This is a genomic window from Actinomadura coerulea (genome assembly GCF_014208105.1).
GTDB classification, from domain to species: domain Bacteria; phylum Actinomycetota; class Actinomycetes; order Streptosporangiales; family Streptosporangiaceae; genus Spirillospora; species Spirillospora coerulea.
This window is the reverse complement of sequence record NZ_JACHMQ010000001.1, coordinates 2,210,505-2,232,623: the sequence shown is the minus strand read 5'-3', so window position 1 is coordinate 2,232,623 and position 22,119 is coordinate 2,210,505. Positions and strand designations below refer to the sequence as shown.

Sequence of the window (22,119 nt, the reverse complement as noted above, 5' to 3'; positions counted from 1 at the left end):
CCCGGGGCTACTCGGTGGAGATGGCCTTGAGGACGTCCATGCGGCCCGCGCGCCACGCCGGCCAGAGGGCGGCCAGCACGCCGATGACCGCGGCAACCACCAGGTAGATCCCCAGGGTCCCGTACGGCACGGCGAGGACCCCGAGTCCCTTGTCCGCGAGGGCGTTCTGCAGCGCCGCGCCGAACGCCACCCCGATGCCCATGCCGAGCACCGCGCCGAAGACCGCGATCATGATGGATTCCAGCCGGATCATGCGCCGCAGCTGCCGCCGGGAGATCCCGATCGCGCGCAGCAGCCCGATCTCCCGGGTCCGCTCGATCACCGACAGCGCCAGGGTGTTGACCACTCCGACGGCCGCGATGATGACGGACATCACCAGCAGGATCGTCAGGAACGTCACGAACCCGTCGACCTGCTTGCGGGCGTCGGCCTTCAGGGACGCCTGATCGGACACCTTCAGGTTCGGGTAGTCCTTCAGCGACGACTCCAGTGCCCCCTTCGTCGCCGCGGACGGTGCCGAGGCGTCCACCACGACAGTGGTCACGGTCGGCTTCAGCGTGTGCCGCAGGTGCGCCTGCGGGGAGATGAGGCGGGGACCGATCAGATTGCTCTTGGCGTACACGCCCGCCAGCCTCAACTGCTCGGTGCGTCCGTCGGCGAACTGCACCGGGACCGCCGCCCCGACCTTCCAACCGCGGGCCTTCGCGGTGCCCTCGTCCACCATGATCCCGGCGTCGCCGATGCCCGTGCCACCAGAGGTGATCTTCAGCTTCGCGGCCTTGGCGATCACCGCCGCGTCGCCGGACATGTACCACGCCTTCTTGTTCTCGACGAGGGCGTTGCCCTCGTAGGTGGGGGACGCGGAGGCCACCCCGGGCGTCGTCCGGATCCTCTGCGCGGCCTCGGCGTCGATGCCGCCCGCGCCCTGCACCTCGACGAGGTAGTCGGCGCCGAACTGCGCGTCGACCTGCTCGTCCACCGAGGCCCGCGTCGTCGCGCCCAGCACGTTGACCGTCGTGATCAGCGCCAGGCCGATCATCAGCGCGGCGGCCGTCGCGGCGGTGCGGCGCGGGTTGCGCAGCGCGTTCTGCCGCGCGAGGCGTCCGGGCGGGCCCATCAGCAGCGCGAACGGCGCGCCGAGCACCTTCATCACCGGCACGCTGATCACCGGGGCGAGCATGGCGACGCCGACGAAGACCGCGAACGCGCCCACGCCCACCGGGACCGGCGGGTTGCCGCCCTTCCCGGCGAGGCCGGTGCCGATGAGCCCCGCGCCCACGAGGGTGAGCAGGGAGCCGAGCGCGATCCGGATCCGCAGCGACCGCTGGGGCAGCGCGACGTCGTCGCGCATCGCCGCCACTGGCGGGACCTTCGCGGCGCGGCGGGCCGGGAAGTAGGCCGACACGACCGTCACCACGATGCCCACCACGTACGACCAGATCACCGGGGTCGCGGTGAAGGTCAGCCCGCCCTGCCCGGCGTCGCCCATCTGCGTCTGCAGCAGGGAGGCCAGGCCCGCGCCGGCCGCGAGGCCGAGGGTGGAGCCGACCACGCCGACCGCGACGGCCTCGCCGATCACCGCCCGCGTCACCTGGCCGCGGGCCGCGCCGATCGCGCGCAGCAGCGCCAGCTCGCGGGTCCGCTGCGCGACCAGCATCGAGAACGTGTTGAAGATGATGAACGACCCGACGAAGATCGAGATGAGCGCGAACACGAGCAGGAACGTGCGGAAGAAGCTCATCATCGCGGCGATGTCGCTCTTGGACTCCTCGCGGAGCTTCTCGCCGGTGACGGCCTCCAGGTTCTGCGGCAGCGCCTTGGCGACGCGGTCGCGCAGCTCGCTCTGGGACGGGCCGGTGGAGCCCATCTCGATGTCGCTGAAGTAGCCGGGCTTGAGCATCAGCCGCTGCGCGGTCGGGGTGTCGAACCCGGTGAGGGTCGCGCCCATCAGGTTCCCGGCGTCGACCAGCCCGACGATCCGCATGCGGGCGGGCGGCCCGGCGGTGATGACCCGGGTGGTGTCGCCGACGGCGAGCTTGCCCTTCTCCGCGGTTTTGGCGTCGATGACGACCTCGTCCGGTCCCCGCGGGGCGCGGCCCGACGCCAGGTCGTAGGTCCCGCCCGTCGACCAGTTCGTCCCGATCTGGGGAGGCCCGTCCTGCGCGGTCCCGACGATCTTGCCGTCCTTGCCGACGACGGCCGCGTACCCGTTGACGTTGCCCTGGGGGTCCTTGACGCCGTCGATGCCCTGGAGGGTCTTCAGCACGGTCGCCGGGACCGGCTGCGCCGCCATCCCGTCGTCGTCGCCCTCGACGACCTTCTTCGCCCGCACGTCGACGGCCACGTTCGTGCCGATCCTGCCGAACAGGTCGTCGAACTGCTTGTTCATGCTGTCGGTGAAGATCAGCGTGCCGGCCACGAACGCGACGCCGAGGATCACCGCCACGGCCGTCAGCACCAGCCTGATCTTGTGCGCCGCGAGGTTGCGGAGCGTGACCTTGCCCATCATCGCGCCGACACCCCGGAACCGGCCGCGCCCGCGGGACGGGTGTTGTGGCCGCCGGCGTCGAAGCCCTTCATGCGCTCCAGCACCCGCTCGGCGGTGGGCTCGGTCATGGTGTCGACGATCTGCCCGTCGGACAGGAACAGCACCTGGTCGGCGTAGGCGGCGGCGGACGGGTCGTGGGTGACCATCACGATGGTCTGCCCCATCCGCCGCACCGAGTCGCGCAGGAAGCCGAGGACCTCGGCGCCCGAGCGCGAGTCCAGGTTCCCCGTCGGCTCGTCCGCGAAGATGATCTCCGGGCGGGACGCCAGGGCGCGGGCGCACGCCACGCGCTGCTGCTGGCCGCCCGACAGCTCGGTGGGGCGGTGCTTGAGCCGCGGCCGCAGCCCCACCGTGTCGATCACCGCGTCCAGCCACTCCTGGTCGGCCCTGCGGCCCGCGATGTCCATCGGCAGCGTGATGTTCTCCAGCGCGGTCAGGGTCGGCACCAGGTTGAACGCCTGGAAGATGAAGCCGATCTTGTCGCGGCGCAGCCGGGTCAGCTGCTTGTCCTTCAGCCGGGTCAGTTCGGTCTCGCCGATGTAGACCTGCCCGGAGTCCACCGAGTCCAGCCCCGCCATGCAGTGCATCAGCGTGGACTTGCCGGATCCGGAGGGGCCCATGATCGCGGTGAACCGGCCGCGGGGGATGCCGACGGTGACCCCGTCGAGCGCGACGACCTGGGCGTCGCCGCGCCCGTACACCTTCGCGATCTGCTGGGTTCGAGCGGCGAAGTCGCCCGCCCCGGGCGCGTGCTCCGCGCCGGCGGTCGATGGGGCGGTGTTCGTCACGTGTACTCCCGTGGGTGAGTGAGCAGGATGCGTCCGGACCGCGCCGTGCCCCCGGCGATCCGACTCACAAAACCCTAGAAGCCGAACAAACCGGTTTCCTGGACCCCAGGAACGGACTTGCCCGTCCACCCACGGCAGGAGAAGCCCCACCACAGTCGTCCTACCGGAGTAGTCCTCCGCCGACGAAAGCCAGGGGTACCTCAGGGGCCGACCCCGAGGCCGGCCCCAAGGCCCCGCGCGTCAGCTCTGGCCGGGCCTGCTCAACCCGGTCTCGTATGCGTACACCACGGCTTGCACGCGGTCGCGCAGGCCGAGCTTGGCCAGGACGTTACCGACGTGCGTCTTCACCGTCGTCTCGCTCACCACGAGTTCCGCCGCGATCTCGGCGTTGGACTGGCCGCGGGCCACGTGCGACAGCACCTCGCGCTCCCGCTGGGTCAGGGTGTCCAGCCCCGGCGGGGGCGACGCGTCGCGGACGGCGGGCAGCCGATTGGCGAACTTGTCCAGCAGGCGCCGCGTCACCGACGGCGCCACGATCGCGTCGCCCTCCGCCACGATGCGGATCGCCTGCACCAGGTCCTCCGGCGGGGAGTCCTTGAGCAGGAAGCCGCTGGCGCCCGCCCGGACCGCCTCGATGACGTACTCGTCCAGGTCGAACGTCGTCAGGATCAGCACCCTGGGGTCGTGCGAGGCCGCGCCCTCCCGGATGATCCGGCGGGTCGCCTCGATGCCGTCCACCCCCGGCATCCGGATGTCCATCAGCACCACGTCCGGCAGCAGCGAGCGGGTCAGCTCCACCGCCGCCGCGCCGTCCCCGGCCTCCCCGACGACGGCGATGTCGGCCTCCGCCTCCAGGATGAGCCGGAACCCCGTCCGCAGCAGCGGCTGGTCGTCGACGAGCAGCACCCGCACCGTGGTCATCGGGCCGCCACCGCCGGCCGCCGTCCCGGACCGTTCATCGTCGCGCTCCTCGCCCTCGCCGGACCGCCGCGTCCGCGGCGCTCCTGCCCCAACCTACGGCCTCGCACGGGCTCACGGCTCCAGCGGGAACCGGGCCCGCACGCCGAATCCGCCGCCGACCCTCGGCCCGATCTTCAACTCGCCACCGTACAGCGCGACCCGTTCGTACATCCCGACCAGACCGTGCCCGGGGTTGTCCCCGCTGTCGGCCATGAACGTCGACGTGCCGCGCCCGTCGTCCTCGATCTCCACCGTCAGGTCGCTGTCGCCGTAGTACAGCCGGACCCAGGCCCGCGCCTGCGGCCCCGCGTGCTTGAGCGTGTTCGTCAGCGCCTCCTGGATCAGCCGGAAGGCGGCCACGTCCACGCCGGGGGACGGCGGCCGCGCCTCGCCCTCCATCCACAGCTGCACCGACAGGCCCGTCTCCCGCACGTGCTCCAGCAGCTCGCCGAGGTCGCCGAGACCCGGCTGCGGCGCCAGCTCCCGGCCCGCCCGCTCGGGATCGCGGTCCGTGCGCAGCACGCCGACGATCCGCCGCATCTCGCTCAGCGCGGTCCGGCCGACCTCCTCGATCGTCGACATCGCCTCGCGCGCGCTGCCGGGGTCCCGGTCGATGATCCGCCGCGCGGCGCCCGCCTGCACGGTCATCACGCTCACGTGGTGCGCCACGACGTCGTGCAGCTCCCGCGCGATCCGGGACCGCTCCTCGACGCGCGCGGCCCGCGCGTCGGTGCCGCGCGCCCGCTCCAGCCGGGCCGCCCGGTCCTCCAGCTCGGTGAAGTACGCCCGGCGCAGCCGCAGGTTGCGGCCCAGCACCCACACGCCGATCACCAGCGCGCAGTCGGTGATCAGCACCTCCGGCGCCACCGAGACCGGCAGCAACAGCAGGTAGGCGAGGAAGTAGACGAACGCCGTTGCGCCGCCGAGCGCGCTCTGCGCCAGCCCCCGGTGCGCCGCCACGCTGTACACGGCCACGAGGAACGCCACGACGTCCGGCACCGACGGCGGATAGTGCGCCAGCGCCATCACCAGCTCGCCGCCGATGATGAAGAGCAGCACCGGCATCGGATGGCGGCGGCGCCACGTCAGCGCCATCGTCACCGCGGTGACCACCAGCCCGTCCCAGATGTCCGGCGACCGGAAGTGATCGTAGCCGTGGCCGGCGGGCAGCTCCTCCAGGAAGAGCTGAGGCAGCCCCACCGCCAGCAGGCCCAGCGCGAGCAGCGCGTCGGCCGCCGTCGGGCGCGCGTGCAGCCAGGCGCGGACGGCGTGGAGACCACGGATGCGGGGTGACACGACACTCACCCTAGGAGGCCGCAGCAGGCCCTGAGCCCTCCTGGACGTGGATCCGCGGTCCTCCCCAAGGATGACCCGGCCGCGCCGGAGGCGCTACTAGAGATCGTCGTGCTCCCGGGCCCCGGCACCGGCGCTCGCGTCCGCCCGCCGGGCCTCCTCCAGATCGGCGGGGGAGGGCCGGTCGACGGGCGCCGCGGGCAGCGGCGGGGGAGTGCCGCCGAACTCGGGGCAGCGCTCCTTGTGGTCGCACCAGTCGCACAGCCGTCCCGCGCGCGCCCGCCACTCGCCGGTCTCCATCGCCCGGCGGATCGCCTGCCACAGCGCCTCCACCTTGCGCTGCGTGGCGCGCAGGTCGGCCTCGTCCGGCTCGTAGCGCAGGATCTCGCCGTTGCCCAGGTACATCAGCTGCAGCAGCCGCGGCACCCGGCCGCGCAGCCGCCACAGCACCAGCGCGTAGAACTTCATCTGGAACAGGGCCCGCGCCTCGAAGTCGGCCCGCGGAGCCGTCCCGGTCTTGTAGTCCACGATCCGCACGTCGCCGGTGGGCGCCACGTCGACGCGGTCGATGTACCCGCGCAGCTTCAGCCCCGAGTCGAGGACCGTCTCCACGAACAGCTCGCGCTCGGCCGGCTCCAGCCGGCGCGGGTCCTCGAGGGTGAAGTACCGCTCCACCATCCGCCGCGCCTGCCCCAGCCACTCGGCGTGCTCGGCCTCGCCCTCGGCGCCGCCGTCGAACAGCTCCGCCAGCTCCGGCTCGGCCTCCAGCAGGCGGTCCCACTCCGGCGCCAGCATCTCCAGCGCCGCCTCCGGGGTGCGCGCCCCGGTCGGCAGGTCGAACAGCCGCTCCAGCACGGCGTGCACCAGCGTGCCCCGCACGGCCGCGGCGCTCGGCCGCTCCGGGATCCGGTCGATGACCCGGAACCGGTACAGCAGCGGGCACGTCATGAAGTCGCCCGCCCGCGACGGCGACAACGACCCGACCACCACCGCCGCGCCGCCCGCGCCCCCGCCCGCCTCGGCCGTGCGCGCGGACGGCACCGACGCCCCGCTCCCGGCCCCGATGCTCCCCGGCTCGATGCCACCCGCCTCGGTGCTGCCCGCCTCGGTCGTCGTCATGGCACAGCAGCGTAGGTGACACCCCCGACGGAAATCCCGCACCCGCCGCCGCGCGCCCGGCGGGGACCGGCACCGCCGCCGGGGCCGTAGCATCGGTGGCGTGACTCACAGCGCGCCCCCGACCGAGGACAGGACCCCGGCCGGCGGCCGCGGTCCCGACGACGACCGCTCCGCACGCCCCGGCCTGCTCATGGGCCGCCTTTTCGGCGTGCCCGTCTACGTGTCGCCCAGCTGGTTCCTGGTCGCGGTCCTCGTCACCGTCATGTTCGAGGGCCAGGTCGACGGCGTCGTCAGCCGCCCGCTCAGCTACCTCGTGGCCTTCACCTACGCCGTCCTGCTCTACGGCTCGGTGTTCGTCCACGAGCTGAGCCACGCCGTCACCGCGCGCGCCTTCGGCCTGCCCGTCCGGTCCGTCACCCTCCACATCCTCGGCGGGGAGACCTCCATCGAGCGCGAGGCCCCCACCCCCGGCCGCGAGTTCCTCATCGCCTTCGCCGGGCCGCTGGTCAACCTCGTCCTCGCCGGGCTCGGGCTGCTCGTCCACGCCGTCGTCCCCATGCCCGACGTCGCGCTGCTGCTCCTCGAGGCCCTCACCTTCGCCAACCTCCTCGTCGGGCTGTTCAACCTGCTGCCCGGCCTCCCTCTGGACGGCGGCCGCCTGGTGCGCGCCGTCGTCTGGAAGGTCACCGGACGCAGCCGCAGCGGCGGCGTCTTCGCGGGCTGGGTGGGGCGCGGCGTCGCCATCGCCTGCCTCGTCACCGGTGCCTACCTGGCCACCTACAGCACCGGGGAGGGCGGCGGCATCGGCTGGCTCGCCCTGCTCTGGTCGGCCCTCGTCGCCTCCTTCATCTGGGTCGGCGCCACGCAGTCCATCCGCGCCGAGCGCGTCCGCGACCGCATCCCGCAGCTGTCGGCCCGCCGCCTCGCCCGCCGCGCCACCCTCGTCACCGCCGACGTCCCGCTCGCCGAGGCCGTCCGCCGCGCCCGCGAGGACCACGCCGGCGCCATCGTCATCGCCGACCACGACGGCAGGCCCCTCGGCCTGGTCAGCGAGAAGGCCGTCACCGCGACCCCCGAGCACCGCCGCCCCTGGGTCAGCGCGGGCGATCTGTCGCGGGGCATCGACGACGGGCTCAAGCTGGCCGCCGACCTGTCCGGCGAGGAGCTCGTCGAGGCGCTGCGCCGCGCCCCCGCGTCGGAGTACCTGCTCGTGGAGCCCGACGGGGGCGTCTACGGCGTCCTCGCGGTCGCCGACGTCGACCGCGCCTTCGCCGGCATCTGACCGCCCCGCGGGCCGCCGCGGCGGCCCGACCTGCCCGCGCCCGCCGCTAGCCTTGACCACCATGAGCGAACCCCGACCCGACGGTCCCGCCCCCTCGCCCGGCCGCGTCCCGCACGGCCCGTTCCGCCCCGGCGACCAGGTTCAGCTCACCGACCCCAAGGGCCGGATCAACACCATCACCCTCCAGCCCGGCAAGGTGTACCACTCGCACAAGGGCTCGATCCCCCACGACGACATGATCGGCAGCCCCGAGGGGAGCGTCTTCCGCTCCAGCGGCGGCATCGAGTACCTGGCCTTCCGCCCGCTGCTCGCCGACTTCACCCTCCGCATGCCGCGCGGCGCCGCCGTCGTCTACCCCAAGGACGCCGCCCAGATCATCGCGATGGCCGACATCTTCCCGGGGGCCCGCGTCGTCGAGGCCGGCGCCGGGTCCGGGGCCCTCACCTGCTTCCTGCTGCGCGCCGTCGGCGAGCACGGCCTCGTCTCCTCCTACGAGCGCAGGCCCGACTTCGCCGACATCGCCCGCGCCAACGTCGAGAAGTTCTTCGGCGGGCCCCACCCCGCCTGGCGCCTCACCGTCGGCTCCCTGGAGGACGCCCTCGCCGAGGCCGACGTCGACCGCGTCGTCCTCGACATGCTCGCGCCCTGGGAGACCCTCGACGCCGTCGCCAAGGCCCTGGTCCCCGGCGGCATGGTCTGCGTCTACATCGCCACCACCACCCAGATGTCGCGGGTCGTCGAGGACCTGCGCTCCCACGGCCGGTTCGCCGAGCCCTACGCCTTCGAGACGATGCTGCGGTCCTGGCACGTCGACGGGCTCGCCGTCCGCCCCGACCACCGCATGGTCGGCCACACCGGCTTCCTCGTCACCGCGCGCCGCCTCGCCGACGGGGTGACCCCGCCCGCCCGGCGCCGCCGCCCCGCGAAGGGCGCCCACCCCGCGCCCGGCGACGCCGCGGCCCCCTCCGACGCCGCGCCCGTGCCGGGCGCCGCGCCCGGGGATCTCGCCGAGGCCTAGATCACATTACTCCGGCGCCCCTCCACCGGACTCGGCAAACGCCGTGCCACGACACGCCCGGGATGCCGAAGCCGCAGGTCCGGACGTCGTAAGCCCACGACCCGTGCCACCTCCACGGCACCCCTGCCAACCCTCCCGGAAGACCCCCGCACGACACGAACACCGAATGGGCAGGTTACGGAAGCCCTCCAGATAGGTAGGGTCTCAGTAGGTCGTCGGCTCTCTTCGTGAGGAGGTGGCGGGGCGTGGCCGCTCGTGACGATGCAGGGGCGCGCAGGGCGCAGCACGAAAAGGAGGTCCGGGACCTCCAGACGCAGATCTCCTTCCTGGAGGAGGAGATCTCCGTGCTGCGCCGTAAGCTCGCGGAGTCCCCGCGCCAAGTACGTGTGCTGGAAGAACGCCTCCATGAGGCGCAGGCCAACCTGGCCGCCGTAACCGGTCAGAACGAGCGTCTCGTAGCGACCCTCAAAGAGGCTCGCGAACAGATCGTGGCGCTCAAGGAGGAGGTCGACAGGCTCGCACAACCACCCTCCGGATTCGGCGTCTTCCTGGACGCCCGAGACGACGGAACGGTCGACATCTTCACCGGCGGGCGCAAGCTGCGCGTCAACGTCAGCCCGGCCGTCGACGTCGAGGAACTGCAGCGCGGCCAGGAGGTCATGCTCAACGAGGCCCTCAACGTCGTCGAGGCGCTGAGGTTCGAGGAGCAGGGCGAGGTCGTCATGCTCAAGGAGCTCTTCGACGACGGCGAGCGCGCGCTGGTCATCGCGCACGCCGACGAGGAGCGCGTGGTCAAGCTCGCCGAGCCGCTGCGCGGCGTCCCGCTGCGGGCGGGCGACTCCCTCATGCTCGAACCGAGGTCCGGCTACGCCTACGAGAAGATCCACAAGGCGGAGGTCGAGGAGCTCGTCCTCGAAGAGGTCCCCGACATCTCCTACAACGAGATCGGCGGCCTCGGATCGCAGATCGAGATGATCCGCGACGCGGTGGAGCTGCCCTACCTGCACGCCGACCTGTTCCGCGAGCACCAGCTCCGGCCGCCCAAGGGCGTGCTGCTCTACGGTCCGCCCGGCTGCGGCAAGACGCTCATCGCCAAGGCCGTCGCGAACTCGCTCGCCAAGCAGGTCGCGGAGAAGACGGGCCAGGAGGGGAAGAGCTTCTTCCTCAACATCAAGGGCCCCGAGCTGCTGAACAAGTACGTCGGCGAGACCGAGCGGCACATCCGCCTGGTCTTCCAGCGGGCCCGCGAGAAGGCGTCCGCCGGGACGCCGGTCATCGTGTTCTTCGACGAGATGGACTCCATCTTCCGCACCCGCGGCTCGGGGGTCTCCTCCGACGTCGAGAACACCATCGTCCCTCAGCTGCTCAGCGAGATCGACGGCGTCGAGGGCCTGGAGAACGTCATCGTGATCGGCGCGTCCAACCGCGAGGACATGATCGACCCCGCGATCCTGCGGCCCGGGCGGCTGGACGTCAAGATCAAGATCGAGCGGCCGGACGCCGAGGCCGCCAAGGACATCTTCTCCAAGTACATCCTGCACGGGCTTCCGCTGCACCCCGACGACGTCAAGGAGCACGGCGGCTCCACCGAGGCCACCGTCGAGGCGATGATCCAGCGCACCGTCGAGCGGATGTACACCGAGAGCGAGGAGAACCGCTTCCTGGAGGTCACCTACGCCAACGGGGACAAGGAAGTCCTGTTCTTCAAGGACTTCAACTCCGGCGCGATGATCCAGAACATCGTCGACCGCGCCAAGAAGATGGCCATCAAGCAGTTCCTCGACACCGGCCAGAAGGGCATGCGGGTCAACCACCTGCTGGCCGCCTGCGTCGACGAGTTCAGTGAGAACGAGGACCTGCCCAACACCACCAACCCCGACGACTGGGCCCGCATCTCCGGCAAGAAGGGCGAGCGGATCGTCTACATCCGCACGCTGGTCTCCGGGACCAAGGGCTCCGAGGCCGGACGCTCCATCGACACCGTCGCCAACACCGGCCAGTACCTGTAGCCCCCGGCGATGACGCACCCGCGCGGCGGCCCCTGCACCCAGGGGCCGCCGCGTGGGCGTGCCGCGCCACGCGCGCCGCTAACAGCGGGCCCCATGGCTCCACTCTCCCGGCCCCGATAGGCTCGACGATATGAGTGTTCGGCGGGTGATGGGCATCGAGACCGAGTACGGCATCTCCGTACCCGGGCAGCCAGGGGCCAACGCGATGGTGACCTCGTCCCAGGTCGTCAACGCCTACCTGGCGGCGTCGGCGGCACGGGCCCGCAGGGCCCGCTGGGACTTCGAGGAGGAGAATCCGCTCCGGGACGCCCGCGGCTTCGACCTCGCCCGCGAGGTCGCCGACCCGACGCAGCTCACCGACGAGGACCTCGGCCTCGCCAATGTCATCCTCACCAACGGCGCCCGGCTGTACGTCGACCACGCGCACCCCGAGTACTCGGCGCCCGAGTGCACCAACCCGCTCGACGCCGTCATCTGGGACAAGGCGGGCGAGCGCGTGATGGCCGACGCCGCGCGCCGCGCCGCGCTCGTCCCCGGCACCCACCCCATCCAGCTCTACAAGAACAACACCGACAACAAGGGCGCCTCCTACGGCTGCCATGAGAACTACCTCATGCGCCGCGAGACGCCCTTCGCCGACATCGTCCGGCACCTCACCCCGTTCTTCGTCTCCCGCCAGGTCGTCTGCGGCGCCGGCCGCGTCGGCATCGGCGTGGACGGCCGCGGCGACGGCTTCCAGATCAGCCAGCGCGCCGACTTCTTCGAGGTGGAGGTGGGGCTGGAGACCACCCTCAAGCGGCCGATCATCAACACCCGCGACGAGCCGCACGCCGACCCCGAGAAGTACCGGCGCCTGCACGTCATCATCGGCGACGCCAACATGGCCGAGCTGTCGACCTACCTCAAGCTCGGCACCACCTCGCTCGTCCTCGCCATGATCGAGGACGGCTTCCTCACCGTCGACCTCTCGGTCGACATGCCCGTCGCCGCGCTCCGGGCGGTCTCCCACGACCCGTCCTGCAAGCACCTGCTCACGCTGCGCGACGGCCGGAAGATGACGGCGGTCCAGCTCCAGATGGAGTACCTGGAGCAGTCGCGCAAGTACGTCGAGGACCGGTTCGGCGCCGACGTGGACGAGATGACCAGGGACGTCCTCGACCGCTGGGAGTCCGTCCTGCACCGCCTCGGCGACGACCCGATGCAGCTGTCCCGCGAGCTCGACTGGGTCGCCAAGCTGTCCCTGCTGGAGGGGTACCGCAGCCGCGACAGCCTCGACTGGTCCCATCCGCGCCTGCAGCTCGTCGACCTGCAGTACACCGACATCAGGCCGGACAAGGGCCTCTACAACCGCCTGGTGGACCGCGGCCGCGTCGACCGGGTCGTCACCGAGGCGCAGGTCGAGGCCGCCGTGGAGGACCCGCCGGAGGACACCCGGGCCTACTTCCGGGGCCGCTGCCTGCGCCAGTACGCCGAGTCCGTCGCCGCGGCCTCCTGGGACTCGGTCATCTTCGACGTCCCCGGCCGGGAGTCGCTGCAGCGCGTGCCCACCCTGGAGCCCCTGCGGGGCACCAAGCAGCACGTGGGCGCCCTGCTGGACCGCTGCCGCACCGCCGCGGACCTCGTGGCCACCCTGACCGGCCAGAGCTGAACGGCGGCGAGGGCGCGCCACGCGGGCGTGGGGGCCCGGCCGCGCACCGGCCGGGCGCGGCCTCGCCGGGCACGGCCGGCGGGCGGTCGGCCCCGCGGCCCGGCCGTGCCGTGTAACGGGCCGGTTTCGTGGCTGGTTCGCCCGTTTCGCTGGGCGGCGGACCGGCGATAACCCGAGCATGCCCCCGGCCCCCGGGCGGAGACGGCGAAACGGACCCGAGAGTTCCGCGCACCGTCGAAGATCGGAGATAGGGTCGGAGGCACCGGCAGAGCGGAGGTACGGAATGGCCACGAAGGACACCGGCGGTCAGAAGCAGACCACCCGGCGCACGGAAGAGGTCGAGGAGACCGAGGCCACGACCACCGAGGACGTGCAGGAGCGCCAGGACAAGCTCACCGACGACGTGGACTCGATCCTGGACGAAATAGACGAGGTGCTGGAAGAGAACGCCGAGGACTTCGTCCGCGCGTATATCCAAAAGGGCGGACAGTGAACCCCGTATCGGGCGGATCGGCCACATAGCGAATCGCCGTTTCTCCGGGGACGGAACTCCAACTTGACACGGTAGTGAGGACATGGGTGGGCCGTGCGGGCCCGCCCATGTCCGTGTGTGCGCGCCCCGTGCGGTCCGCGGGCCGGCGGGGCGGGTTCGCCGTGGGCTGATCGGACCGGTGATCGGGCGGCATGCGCGCGGGCGACCTTGAACAGTAGGGTCGTAGAGTCCGCGCCGGTGAGATTGCCGAAACCGGCGCCATGGTGGAGGGGAAGGGAGTCGCGTGGCGTCCCACGATTCGCACACCGGACGTCTGCCGGGGTTGTTCGCGAGCCCGGATACGTCGTCGTTCACGGAGTTCCTCGGGGCGTACTCCCCGGACCTGCTGCCCGGCCGGCGGACGCCGCCGTCCGCGCGGGCGGGCGAGGACATCCCGCACGGGACGACGATCGTCGCGGTCGCCTTCCCCGGCGGGGTGGTGATGGCGGGCGACCGGCGGGCGACGGCGGGCAACGTCATCGCGCAGCGCGACATCGAGAAGGTCTTCCGGGCCGACGAGTTCTCGGCGATCGCGATCGCCGGCACGGCCGGGATCGGGATCGAGATGGTCCGGCTGTTCCAGGTCGAGCTGGAGCACTACGAGAAGCGCGAGGGCCGGACGCTGTCGGTCGAGGGCAAGGCCAACCGCCTGGCGACGATGGTCCGGCAGAACCTCGGGATGGCGATGCAGGGGCTGGCGGTGGTGCCGCTGTTCGCGGGCTTCGACGAGGAGCGGGACGGGGGGCGGATCTTCTCCTACGACCCGGCGGGCGGCCGCTACGAGGAGCGCGACTTCCACTCGATCGGCTCGGGGTCGGTCTTCGCGCGCGGCGCCCTGAAGAAGCTCTACCGGCCCGACCTGTCGGCGCGGGACGCGGCGCTGGTGTGCGTCCAGTCGCTGTACGACGCGGCCGACGACGACTCGGCGACGGGCGGGCCCGACCTGACGCGCCGGATCTTCCCCGTGGTGGCGTCGGTGACGGCGGACGGGTACCGCCGGCTCGGCGAGGACGAGGTGGGCGCCCTGGCGCAGGCCGTCGTCGACGCACGTTACGACTCGCCGGGCGGTCCTACCGCCCCGCTGCGATAGAAGGGATCCAGACCGGTGTCCATGCCGTTCTACGTGTCGCCCGAACAGCAGATGAAGGACAAGGCGGACTACGCGCGCAAGGGCATCGCGCGCGGCCGCAGTGTCGTGGTGCTGCAGTACGACGACGGCATCCTGTTCGTGGCGGACAACCCGTCGCGGGCGCTGCACAAGATCAGCGAGATCTACGACCGGATCGCGTTCGCGGCGGTGGGGAAGTACAACGAGTTCGAGAACCTGCGGCTCGGGGGCGTCCGCTACGCCGACATCAACGGCTACCAGTACGACCGCCGCGACGTGACGGCGCGGGGCCTGGCGAACGTGTACGCGCAGTCGCTCGGCACGATCTTCACCGAGACCAACAAGCCGTACGAGGTGGAGCTGGTCGTCGCGGAGGTGGGCGAGGACGCCGACACCGACCAGATCTACCGGCTGACGTTCGACGGCTCGGTCGCCGACGAGCACGGCTACGTCGCCATGGGCGGGCAGGCCGAGGCGGTGGCGCAGTCGCTGAAGGACGGCTACCGGGAGGGCTCCTCGCTGGAGGACGCCCTGCGCACGGCGGTGCGGGCGCTGGAGGCCCAGGACTCCGACCGGCACCTGGAGGCGACCTCGCTGGAGGTCGCGGTGCTGGACCGCAACCGCGAGCACCGGCTGTTCAAGCGGCTGTCGGCGGCGCGCATCGGGGACCTGCTGGCGGCGCAGGACTCCGGCTCCGGCGGCGAGGACGCCGTCGGCGGGACGGCGTCCTCCTCCGGAGCGGACGAGGACTGACGCGCGGGCGGGCCGCCGGGACGGCGCCCCGCCCGCCGGGACGGGCCCGCGGCGTGCCGGGACGGCGACCACCGTCCCGGCCGCCGCGGGCCCGCGGCGTGCCGGGCGCCTTGGGCGCCTTCGGGGGCGGCGGCCGCGTTCGCCGGAAACGGTGGGTCGAGAGACTGCCAAGTGACGGCCGCGCCGCATAGGGTCTTGGTGTGGACAGGCGCATCTTCGGGCTTGAGAACGAGTACGGCGTCACCTGCACCTTCCGCGGGCAGCGGCGGTTGTCACCGGACGAGGTGGCGCGCTATCTGTTCCGCAGGGTCGTGTCGTGGGGCCGCAGCAGCAACGTGTTCCTTCGCAACGGGGCCCGGCTCTACCTGGACGTGGGGAGCCATCCGGAGTACGCGACGCCGGAGTGCGACAGCGTCGTCGACCTGGTGACGCATGACAAGGCGGGCGAGCGGATCCTGGAGGGTCTTCTGGTCGACGCCGAGCGGCGCCTCCGCGAGGAGGGCATCGCCGGCGACATCTACCTGTTCAAGAACAACACCGACTCGGCCGGCAACTCCTACGGCTGCCACGAGAACTACCTGGTCGGGAGGCACGGCGAGTTCGGGCGGCTCGCGGACGTGCTGATCCCGTACCTGGTGACGCGGCAGATCATCTGCGGCGCCGGAAAGGTCCTGCAGACGCCCCGCGGCGCGGTGTACTGCGTGTCGCAGCGGGCGGAGCACATCTGGGAGGGCGTGTCGTCGGCGACGACGCGGTCCCGTCCGATCATCAACACCCGCGACGAGCCGCACGCGGACGCCGAGCGGTTCCGCCGCCTGCACGTGATCGTCGGCGACTCGAACATGAGCGAGACGACGATGCTGCTCAAGGTCGGGGCGACCGACCTCGTGCTGCGGATGATCGAGGCCGGGGTGGTGATGCGCGACCTCACCCTGGAGAACCCGATCCGGGCGATCCGCGAGGTCAGCCACGACATGACGGGCCGCCGGAAGGTGCGGCTGGCCAACGGCCGCGAGGCCAGCTCCCTGGAGATCCAGAAGGAGTACTACGGCAAGGCGCGCGACTTCGTGGACGCGCGGGGCGGCGACGCGACGGCCAAGCGGGTGCTGGAGCTGTGGGAGCGGACCCTGCGCGCGGTGGAGACCGGCGACCTCGACCTGGTCTCGCGCGAGATCGACTGGGTGATCAAGTACAAGCTGATCGAGCGGTACCGGCGCAAGTACGACCTGCCGCTGTCGTCGCCGCGCGTGGCCCAGCTCGACCTCACCTACCACGACGTCCACCGCGACCGCGGGCTGTACTACCTGCTGGAGAAGCGGGGCTCGGTCGACCGGGTGTCGCGCGACCTCGACATCTTCGAGGCGAAGTCGGTTCCGCCGCAGACGACGCGGGCGCGGCTGCGGGGCGAGTTCATCCGCAAGGCGCAGGAGAAGCGGCGCGACTTCACGGTGGACTGGGTCCATCTGAAGCTGAACGACCAGGCGCAGCGGACGGTGCTGTGCAAGGACCCGTTCCGCTCCGTGGACGAGCGCGTGGACAAGCTCATCGCCGGCATGTAGGCGCGGGGCGCGGCGGTCTCGGGCGAGCGTTCCGGACCGCGCGGGATGACACGGGCACGGCAGGTTACCGGCAGGTCACCAGGGCGGTAGGGTGAGCGCGCAGTAGCGCTCACCACCCCCCGAAGGACCCCGTATGCGCCGTCGTGTTCGGTTCCTCCCCGCGGCCGTCGTGCTCGCCCTGCCGCTCGCGCTGTCCGCCGCCTGCTCGGGCGGCGGCGTGGACGTCGAGGTGGGCGGGGAGTTCGGGAAGCTGCCGCAGGTGAAGTTCCCCAAGGGGGCGCCCGGTGACTCCTTCGCGGTGAGGACCGTGAAGAAGGGCCGGGGGACGGCGGCGCGCAAGGGCGACCTCGTCGTGGCCGACTACGTCGGCTACCGGTGGAACAAGGGCGGGCGCAAGCTGCTGGCGAGCAGCTACTCCAAGGGCGAGCCGGGCGCGTTCCCCACGGGCCGGCTGGTGCCCGGCCTGACGAAGGCGTTCGACGGGGTGCGGCCGGGAACGCGGGTGGTGACCCGGATCCCGCCGAAGGACGGCTTCGGCGACAAGGGCGACCCGAAGCACCAGGTGGGCGGCGGCGACACGCTGGTGTACGTCCTGGACGTCCGGGCGGTGTACCCGCGGACGGCGGGGCCGCACGGCGCGCGCCAGGCGCCGCTGGACGAGCCCGGGCTGCCGAAGGTGGCGGACGCGGCGGCCGGGCAGGCGCCCGCGGTGACGATGCCGCGCTCCGCCCCGCCGAAGCGCCTCCAGGTCCGGACCCTGGTCAAGGGGGACGGCCCGGCCGTGCGCAAGGGCCAGCTGGTGGCGCTGCAGTACGGCGGCTACTTCTGGCGCGACGGGAAGGTGTTCAACTCCTCCTGGTCGGAGGGCCACCCGTTCGGGGCCATGATCGGGACCGGCCAGGTCATGAAGGGCTGGGACCAGGGCCTGGTGGGCCAGCGGGTCGGCAGCCGTGTCCTGCTGGTGGTGCCGCCGGCCCTCGGGTACGGGGCGAAGGGGCTGGCGCAGTTCGGCATCAAGGGGAACGACACGCTGGTGTTCGTCGTGGACCTGCTCGGCGCGCACTGAGCCGCGGACTCTAAGTCGAGTCCCCGTCGTTCTTAGAATGGCGGGATGGAGGACATCGACGCGATCGCGCTGCTGCAGGATCCGGTGCGGCGGCGGCTGTACGAGTTCGTCGCGGCGCAGGGCCGGGAGGTGGGGCGGGGCGAGGCCGCCGAGGCGGCCGGGGTCGCGCGGACCCTGGCGGCGTTCCACCTGGACAAGCTGGTCGACGCCGGGCTCCTGGAGGCCGGCAGCAGGCGGCTGACGGGCCGGTCGGGGCCGGGGGCGGGGCGACCGGCGAAGGTGTACCGGCGCTCGGCGGCGGAGCGGGACGTGTCGCTGCCCGCCCGCGACTACCGGACGGCGGCGGGCCTGCTGGCGGAGGCGGCCGAGACGGCCGGCCTCGACATGGAGCTCCAGGACGCGGCCCGCCGCAGGGGCAGGGCGATGCGCGGCCCGGGCGCCCCGATCGGGGGCCTGGAGGAGCTGGCGGACGTGCTGGCCGGCCGCGGCTACGAACCGGTCGCGGACGAGGGCGGCGCCGTCCTGCGCATGCGCAACTGCCCCTTCCACGCGGTCGCCGAGCAGTTCCCGCCGCTCGTCTGCGGGATGAACCTGGCGCTGCTCGAAGGGCTGGTCGAGGGCTCGCGGGTCCGGGTCCGGATGGATCCGCGGCCCGGCTGGTGCTGCGTCGCCGCGGCCGCCGCTTCTAAAGACAATGAGCATTGACATAGAAGTGGCGGGCGTGGTGGGGTGAGCTCATGAGCACACGGACCCGGTACCACCTCGCGCAGTTCAACCTCGCCACGCTCCGCTTCCCCCTCGGTGACCCGCGCATGGCGGACTTCGTCGCGCTGGTGGAGCCGGTGAACGCGCTCGCCGACGGGACGCCGGGGTTCGTCTGGCGGCTGGTGGAGGAGGGGGAGGCCGACGCGACCGGGATGCGCCCCGCCGGCGAGGACGTCATCGTCAACTTCTCGGTATGGGAGTCGGCGGAGGCGCTGTGGGACTTCGTCTACCGCAGCGGCCACCTGGAGACGATGCGACGCCGCCGCGAGTGGTTCCAGCGGCACGCGGACGCGCATCTGGTGCTGTGGTGGGTTCCGGCGGGGCATGTCCCGAGCGTCGGCGAGGCCCTGGAGCGCCTCGCGCTGCTCCGCGCGAACGGCCCTTCGCCGCGGGCGTTCACGTTCACCTCGTCCTACACCGCCGAGGAGGCCGCGGGCGCGGGCGCCGAGCCCGCGGCGCTCTAGGGGTCAGCCGAGCAGGGCGGCCGTGTGGCGGCCGGCGGCGGCGGCCGCCAGGAAGTAGGGGAGGTCCTCGTCCAGCCGGCGCCCCATGGTCGACAGCCGGACGCCCCAGTCCTTCTCGGCGGCCCTGAGGACCTCGTGGAGGCCGTCCACGGGGACGGGGACGAGCCGGTGCCGGTCGCCCAGCGGCGCGGCCCCGGCGGCGACGCGGGCGCCGAAGGGGCCCCCGAGCTCGGGGACGGGGATGTCGGCGCGGGCGAGCGCCACGCGCCCGTAGGCGGTGACGGAATGGTGCGAGACGCCGATGTGGCGCTCGCGCCTGTCGCCCTCGCTGACCCGCAGCGACCCCACCGGCCGGCCGCCGAGCACGGACGCGGCGTTGACGGCCTCGCCCGCCGAGACGCCCGAGAACCCCCACCTGGTGCCCGTCCCCAGATTCCCCGGGCCCTGGGCGAGGACCACCGCGTCGGCCTCGAGGACGAGCCGCGCGGCCAGCAGCCCGGTGTGGACGGTGACGGCCTCCAGGTCGCCGCCGAACGCCTGCCCCACGGTGACGGTCGCGGCGAGCGCCCCGGCGTCCTTCAGTCTGGCGATCGACATCGAGAACCACGACGGCAGCGCGCCGCCGTCCGGCATCACGTAGACGACCCGGGCGCCCGGGCGCCCGGCCAGCAGGGCGGCCAGGATCGGCGGCAGCGCGGAGTGCAGGTCGGCGACGACGACGGGCATCGCGTCCAGCGAGTCGGCGTCGCGCAGGGCCTCGTGGTGGGGCGAGTCCTGCTCGTCGGCGCCGAGGACGGTGGCCTGCAGCGGGGTGTAGCGGGCCTTGACCAGGTGGCCCGGCCCCTCCGGGTCGGGCGGGAGCCGGTCCGGGACCGCGACGACCATCGCGTAGCCGCCGGTGCCGAGCCCCATCGCCAAGGCCGTAGTGTTGAGCAGGACGGTGTCGCCCGGTTCGGGCCTTCCCACCAGGGCGGGATAGGCCAGGGCCCGGTGCGTCCCTTCGCCCCCGATCGAGACGTCCAGCTCGACCGCCCCCGGCCATTCGCGGCGGATGTCCTCGACTGTGCCTTTGCGCCATCGGATCACACCGGGAAACGGTAGCGTCCTGCACGACGGCACGTGGGGACGATCGGCACGCCGGCCGGGGTTCGGGGCTCACGGAGGAACGAGGTGGTGGCGAAGTGTCGCGGCGCAAGACCGAGCGGCTGCTGAACCTGGTGGTCTGCCTGCTCGCCACCCGGCGCTATCTGACGGCCGAGCAGATCCGCCGGGCGGTGCCCGGCTACCCCGACTCCGACGAGGCGTTCAAGCGCATGTTCGAGCGGGACAAGGAGGAGCTGCGCGAGCTCGGCGTCCCGCTGGAGGTCGGCAGCGACCAGCAGGGCGGCGGCGGCGAGGAGATCGGCTACCGGATCCCCCCGCAGGCCTACGAGCTGCCCGAGATCCACCTGAGCCCGGACGAGGCGGCGGTGCTGGGCCTGGCGGCGCGGGTGTGGCAGCGCGCCAGCATGGCCGAGGCGGCGTCGGGGGCGCTGCTGAAGCTGCGCGCGGCCGGGGTGGAGACCGACGTGGCCGCCGCGACCGGCATCGAGCCGCGGGTGAACACCCAGGACCCGTCCTTCCCCGCCCTGTGGGAGGCGGTGCGCGACGGCCGCCCGGTCGCCTTCGACTACCAGGGCATCGGGCGCACGTCGGTGGCGCGCCGCCACCTGGACCCGTGGGGCGTGGTGAGCCGGCGGGGCCGCTGGTACGTGGTCGGGTTCGACCGCGACCGCGACGAGCAGCGGGTGTTCCGGCTGAGCCGCATCGTCGGGGACGTCGCGCCGGACGGCCCGCCCGGGTCGGTGACGGTCCCGGACGGGGTGGACGTGCGGCGCATCGCGTTCGACTGGAGCGAGCCGCTCGGCGAGCCCCGCCCGGCGGCCGTCCGGCTGCGCCGCGGCGCGGCGCAGGGCCCGCGGCGCTGGGCCCGCGACGTCCGCCCGGCCGAGGAGCCGGCCTGGGACGGGGAGTGGGACGAGGCGGTCCTGACCTTCCGGGACGTCGACCGGTTCGCGCCCTACCTCGCGCGGTTCGCCGACGACGTGGTGGTCCTCGACCCGCCCGACCTGCGCGAGGCGGTGATCCAGCACCTGAAGTCGGTGCTGGCGGCGGACGGCGCGCACCCGGCGGCGCACGGCGAGCATGGGGAGATGAGCGGCCGATGACGGCGAAGACGGCGGCCAAGGCGGCCACGACGTCCACCGACCGGCTGGCGCGCCTGCTGGCGCTCGTGCCGTACGTGGTGAACCGCGACTCGGTCGCGCTCGGCGAGGCCGCCGCCGCGTTCGGGGTGACCGAGAAGCAGCTGATCGACGACCTGAACCTGCTGTGGTGCGTGGAGCTGCGCGCGCCCGACCCCTACTGCCCGATCGACCTGTCCTACGAGGGCGGGGAGATCACGGTGGCGGAGGCGGAGTCGATCGCCCGGCCGCTGCGGCTGAAGGTCGACGAGGCGAGCGCGCTGCTGGTGGCCCTGCGGATGCTGGCGGAGATCCCCGAGCTGCACGACCGGGACGCGCTCAGCCGCGTGATCGCCAAGCTGGAGGGCGCGGCGGGCGCGGCCGCGGCGGTGTCCAGCAAGGTCGCCGTGGAGGTGGACTCCCGGGGCGGTTCCGCCGATTCGGCCCGCACCGCGGTCGGCGTGCTGCGCGAGGCGATCGCGGCGAAGCGCCGCGTCCACCTGACCTACTACGTCCCGGCGCGCGACGAGAACACCGAGCGCGACGTCGACCCGATGCGGCTGCTGGTCGTGGAGGGCACCACCTACCTCGAGGGCTGGTGCCGCCGGGCCGAGGGGGTGCGGCTGTTCAAGCTGGACCGGATCGCCGACCTGTCGGTGCTGGACGTGCCCGCCGAGGTTCCGGACGACGCGGAGCCGATCGACGTGGACGCCGGCCTGTTCCGCCCCTCGCCGCAGGACCAGGCGGTCACCCTGGAGCTGTCCCCGCGCGGCCGGTGGGTCGCCGACTACTACCCGTGCGAGACCGTGGAGGAACTGGGGGAGGGGCGGCTCCGGGTCGTCCTGCGCACCCCGGACGCCCGCTGGGTGCGGGGCCTGGCGCTGCGGCTCGGCGACCAGGGCCGGGTCGTGGCCCCGGAGGCGGTCGCGGCCGGGGTGCGGGACGACGCGGCGCGGGCGCTGGCCCGGTACGGCCTGGCGTGAGC

General features: G+C 72.8%; 19 protein-coding genes. 13 read left to right on the top strand and 6 right to left on the bottom strand.

Annotation, left to right across the window (positions count from 1 at the left end; all coding sequences use genetic code 11):
• Window positions 1–7: 7 nt before the first annotated feature.
• The 5 genes from BKA00_RS10350 to BKA00_RS10330 form a co-directional block, all read right to left on the bottom strand.
• Complete coding sequence (locus BKA00_RS10350) at window positions 8–2,509, bottom strand: ABC transporter permease (RefSeq protein ID WP_230298860.1); 2,502 nt, start codon at window positions 2,507–2,509, stop codon at window positions 8–10.
• Complete coding sequence (locus BKA00_RS10345) at window positions 2,506–3,336, bottom strand: ABC transporter ATP-binding protein (protein ID WP_185024703.1); 831 nt, start codon at window positions 3,334–3,336, stop codon at window positions 2,506–2,508. The genes BKA00_RS10350 and BKA00_RS10345 overlap by 4 nt, the downstream gene beginning before the upstream one ends.
• A gap of 240 nt (window positions 3,337–3,576) precedes the next feature.
• On the bottom strand, window positions 3,577–4,257 hold the full coding sequence (locus BKA00_RS10340; protein ID WP_185024702.1) for a response regulator: 681 nt from the start codon (window positions 4,255–4,257) through the stop codon (window positions 3,577–3,579).
• Between the two features lie 111 nt (window positions 4,258–4,368).
• A complete protein-coding gene (locus tag BKA00_RS10335; protein ID WP_185024701.1) occupies window positions 4,369–5,592 on the bottom strand; it encodes a sensor histidine kinase in 1,224 nt (407 codons plus the stop codon).
• Between the two features lie 96 nt (window positions 5,593–5,688).
• Window positions 5,689–6,708, bottom strand: coding sequence for a RecB family exonuclease (locus BKA00_RS10330; protein WP_185024700.1), 1,020 nt, complete (start codon window positions 6,706–6,708; stop codon window positions 5,689–5,691).
• A gap of 100 nt (window positions 6,709–6,808) precedes the next feature.
• Here BKA00_RS10330 and BKA00_RS10325 point away from each other — a divergent pair, with 100 nt between their 5' ends.
• From BKA00_RS10325 to BKA00_RS10275, 11 genes are all read left to right on the top strand, one after another.
• Window positions 6,809–7,990 carry a site-2 protease family protein gene (locus tag BKA00_RS10325; RefSeq protein WP_230298859.1) on the top strand — a complete coding sequence of 394 codons (1,182 nt, stop codon included), beginning with the start codon at window positions 6,809–6,811 and terminating at the stop codon, window positions 7,988–7,990.
• A 61-nt stretch (window positions 7,991–8,051) separates the two neighbouring features.
• Window positions 8,052–9,008 (top strand): tRNA (adenine-N1)-methyltransferase, encoded by a 957-nt coding sequence (locus BKA00_RS10320; protein ID WP_185024699.1) that lies wholly within the window; start codon window positions 8,052–8,054, stop codon window positions 9,006–9,008.
• A 245-nt stretch (window positions 9,009–9,253) separates the two neighbouring features.
• Window positions 9,254–11,017 (top strand): proteasome ATPase, encoded by a 1,764-nt coding sequence (gene arc / locus BKA00_RS10315; protein WP_185024698.1) that lies wholly within the window; start codon window positions 9,254–9,256, stop codon window positions 11,015–11,017.
• 130 nt (window positions 11,018–11,147) lie between these two features.
• On the top strand, window positions 11,148–12,665 hold the full coding sequence (gene dop / locus BKA00_RS10310; RefSeq protein ID WP_185024697.1) for a depupylase/deamidase Dop: 1,518 nt from the start codon (window positions 11,148–11,150) through the stop codon (window positions 12,663–12,665).
• Window positions 12,666–12,948: 283 nt separating this feature from the next.
• Window positions 12,949–13,158 carry a ubiquitin-like protein Pup gene (locus BKA00_RS10305; protein ID WP_185024696.1) on the top strand — a complete coding sequence of 70 codons (210 nt, stop codon included), beginning with the start codon at window positions 12,949–12,951 and terminating at the stop codon, window positions 13,156–13,158.
• Between the two features lie 283 nt (window positions 13,159–13,441).
• Window positions 13,442–14,287 carry a proteasome subunit beta gene (gene prcB / locus BKA00_RS10300; protein ID WP_185024695.1) on the top strand — a complete coding sequence of 282 codons (846 nt, stop codon included), beginning with the start codon at window positions 13,442–13,444 and terminating at the stop codon, window positions 14,285–14,287.
• A gap of 21 nt (window positions 14,288–14,308) precedes the next feature.
• Window positions 14,309–15,058: a proteasome subunit alpha gene (gene prcA / locus BKA00_RS10295; protein WP_185033978.1), complete on the top strand. Its 750-nt coding sequence runs from the start codon at window positions 14,309–14,311 to the stop codon at window positions 15,056–15,058.
• Window positions 15,059–15,258: 200 nt separating this feature from the next.
• Complete coding sequence (pafA, locus tag BKA00_RS10290) at window positions 15,259–16,617, top strand: Pup--protein ligase (RefSeq protein WP_089313247.1); 1,359 nt, start codon at window positions 15,259–15,261, stop codon at window positions 16,615–16,617.
• 133 nt (window positions 16,618–16,750) lie between these two features.
• Window positions 16,751–17,683, top strand: coding sequence for an FKBP-type peptidyl-prolyl cis-trans isomerase (locus BKA00_RS10285; protein ID WP_185024694.1), 933 nt, complete (start codon window positions 16,751–16,753; stop codon window positions 17,681–17,683).
• A 45-nt stretch (window positions 17,684–17,728) separates the two neighbouring features.
• The gene (locus BKA00_RS10280) at window positions 17,729–18,388 is read left to right on the top strand and encodes a helix-turn-helix transcriptional regulator (RefSeq protein WP_185024693.1); all 660 of its coding nucleotides are present in this window, start codon (window positions 17,729–17,731) and stop codon (window positions 18,386–18,388) included.
• 32 nt (window positions 18,389–18,420) lie between these two features.
• The gene (locus BKA00_RS10275) at window positions 18,421–18,912 is read left to right on the top strand and encodes a DUF3291 domain-containing protein (protein WP_185024692.1); all 492 of its coding nucleotides are present in this window, start codon (window positions 18,421–18,423) and stop codon (window positions 18,910–18,912) included.
• A 3-nt stretch (window positions 18,913–18,915) separates the two neighbouring features.
• Here the strand turns inward: BKA00_RS10275 and BKA00_RS10270 are convergent, their stop codons facing one another.
• Entirely contained in the window at window positions 18,916–19,998 is a 1,083-nt protein-coding gene (locus BKA00_RS10270) for a DUF3866 family protein (RefSeq protein ID WP_185024691.1), read from the bottom strand.
• Between the two features lie 95 nt (window positions 19,999–20,093).
• Here BKA00_RS10270 and BKA00_RS10265 point away from each other — a divergent pair, with 95 nt between their 5' ends.
• Window positions 20,094–21,119, top strand: a complete 1,026-nt coding sequence (locus tag BKA00_RS10265; protein WP_185024690.1) for a helix-turn-helix transcriptional regulator — start codon at window positions 20,094–20,096, stop codon at window positions 21,117–21,119.
• Window positions 21,116–22,117: a helix-turn-helix transcriptional regulator gene (locus BKA00_RS10260; protein WP_185024689.1), complete on the top strand. Its 1,002-nt coding sequence runs from the start codon at window positions 21,116–21,118 to the stop codon at window positions 22,115–22,117. The genes BKA00_RS10265 and BKA00_RS10260 overlap by 4 nt, the downstream gene beginning before the upstream one ends.
• Window positions 22,118–22,119 lie beyond the last annotated feature (2 nt).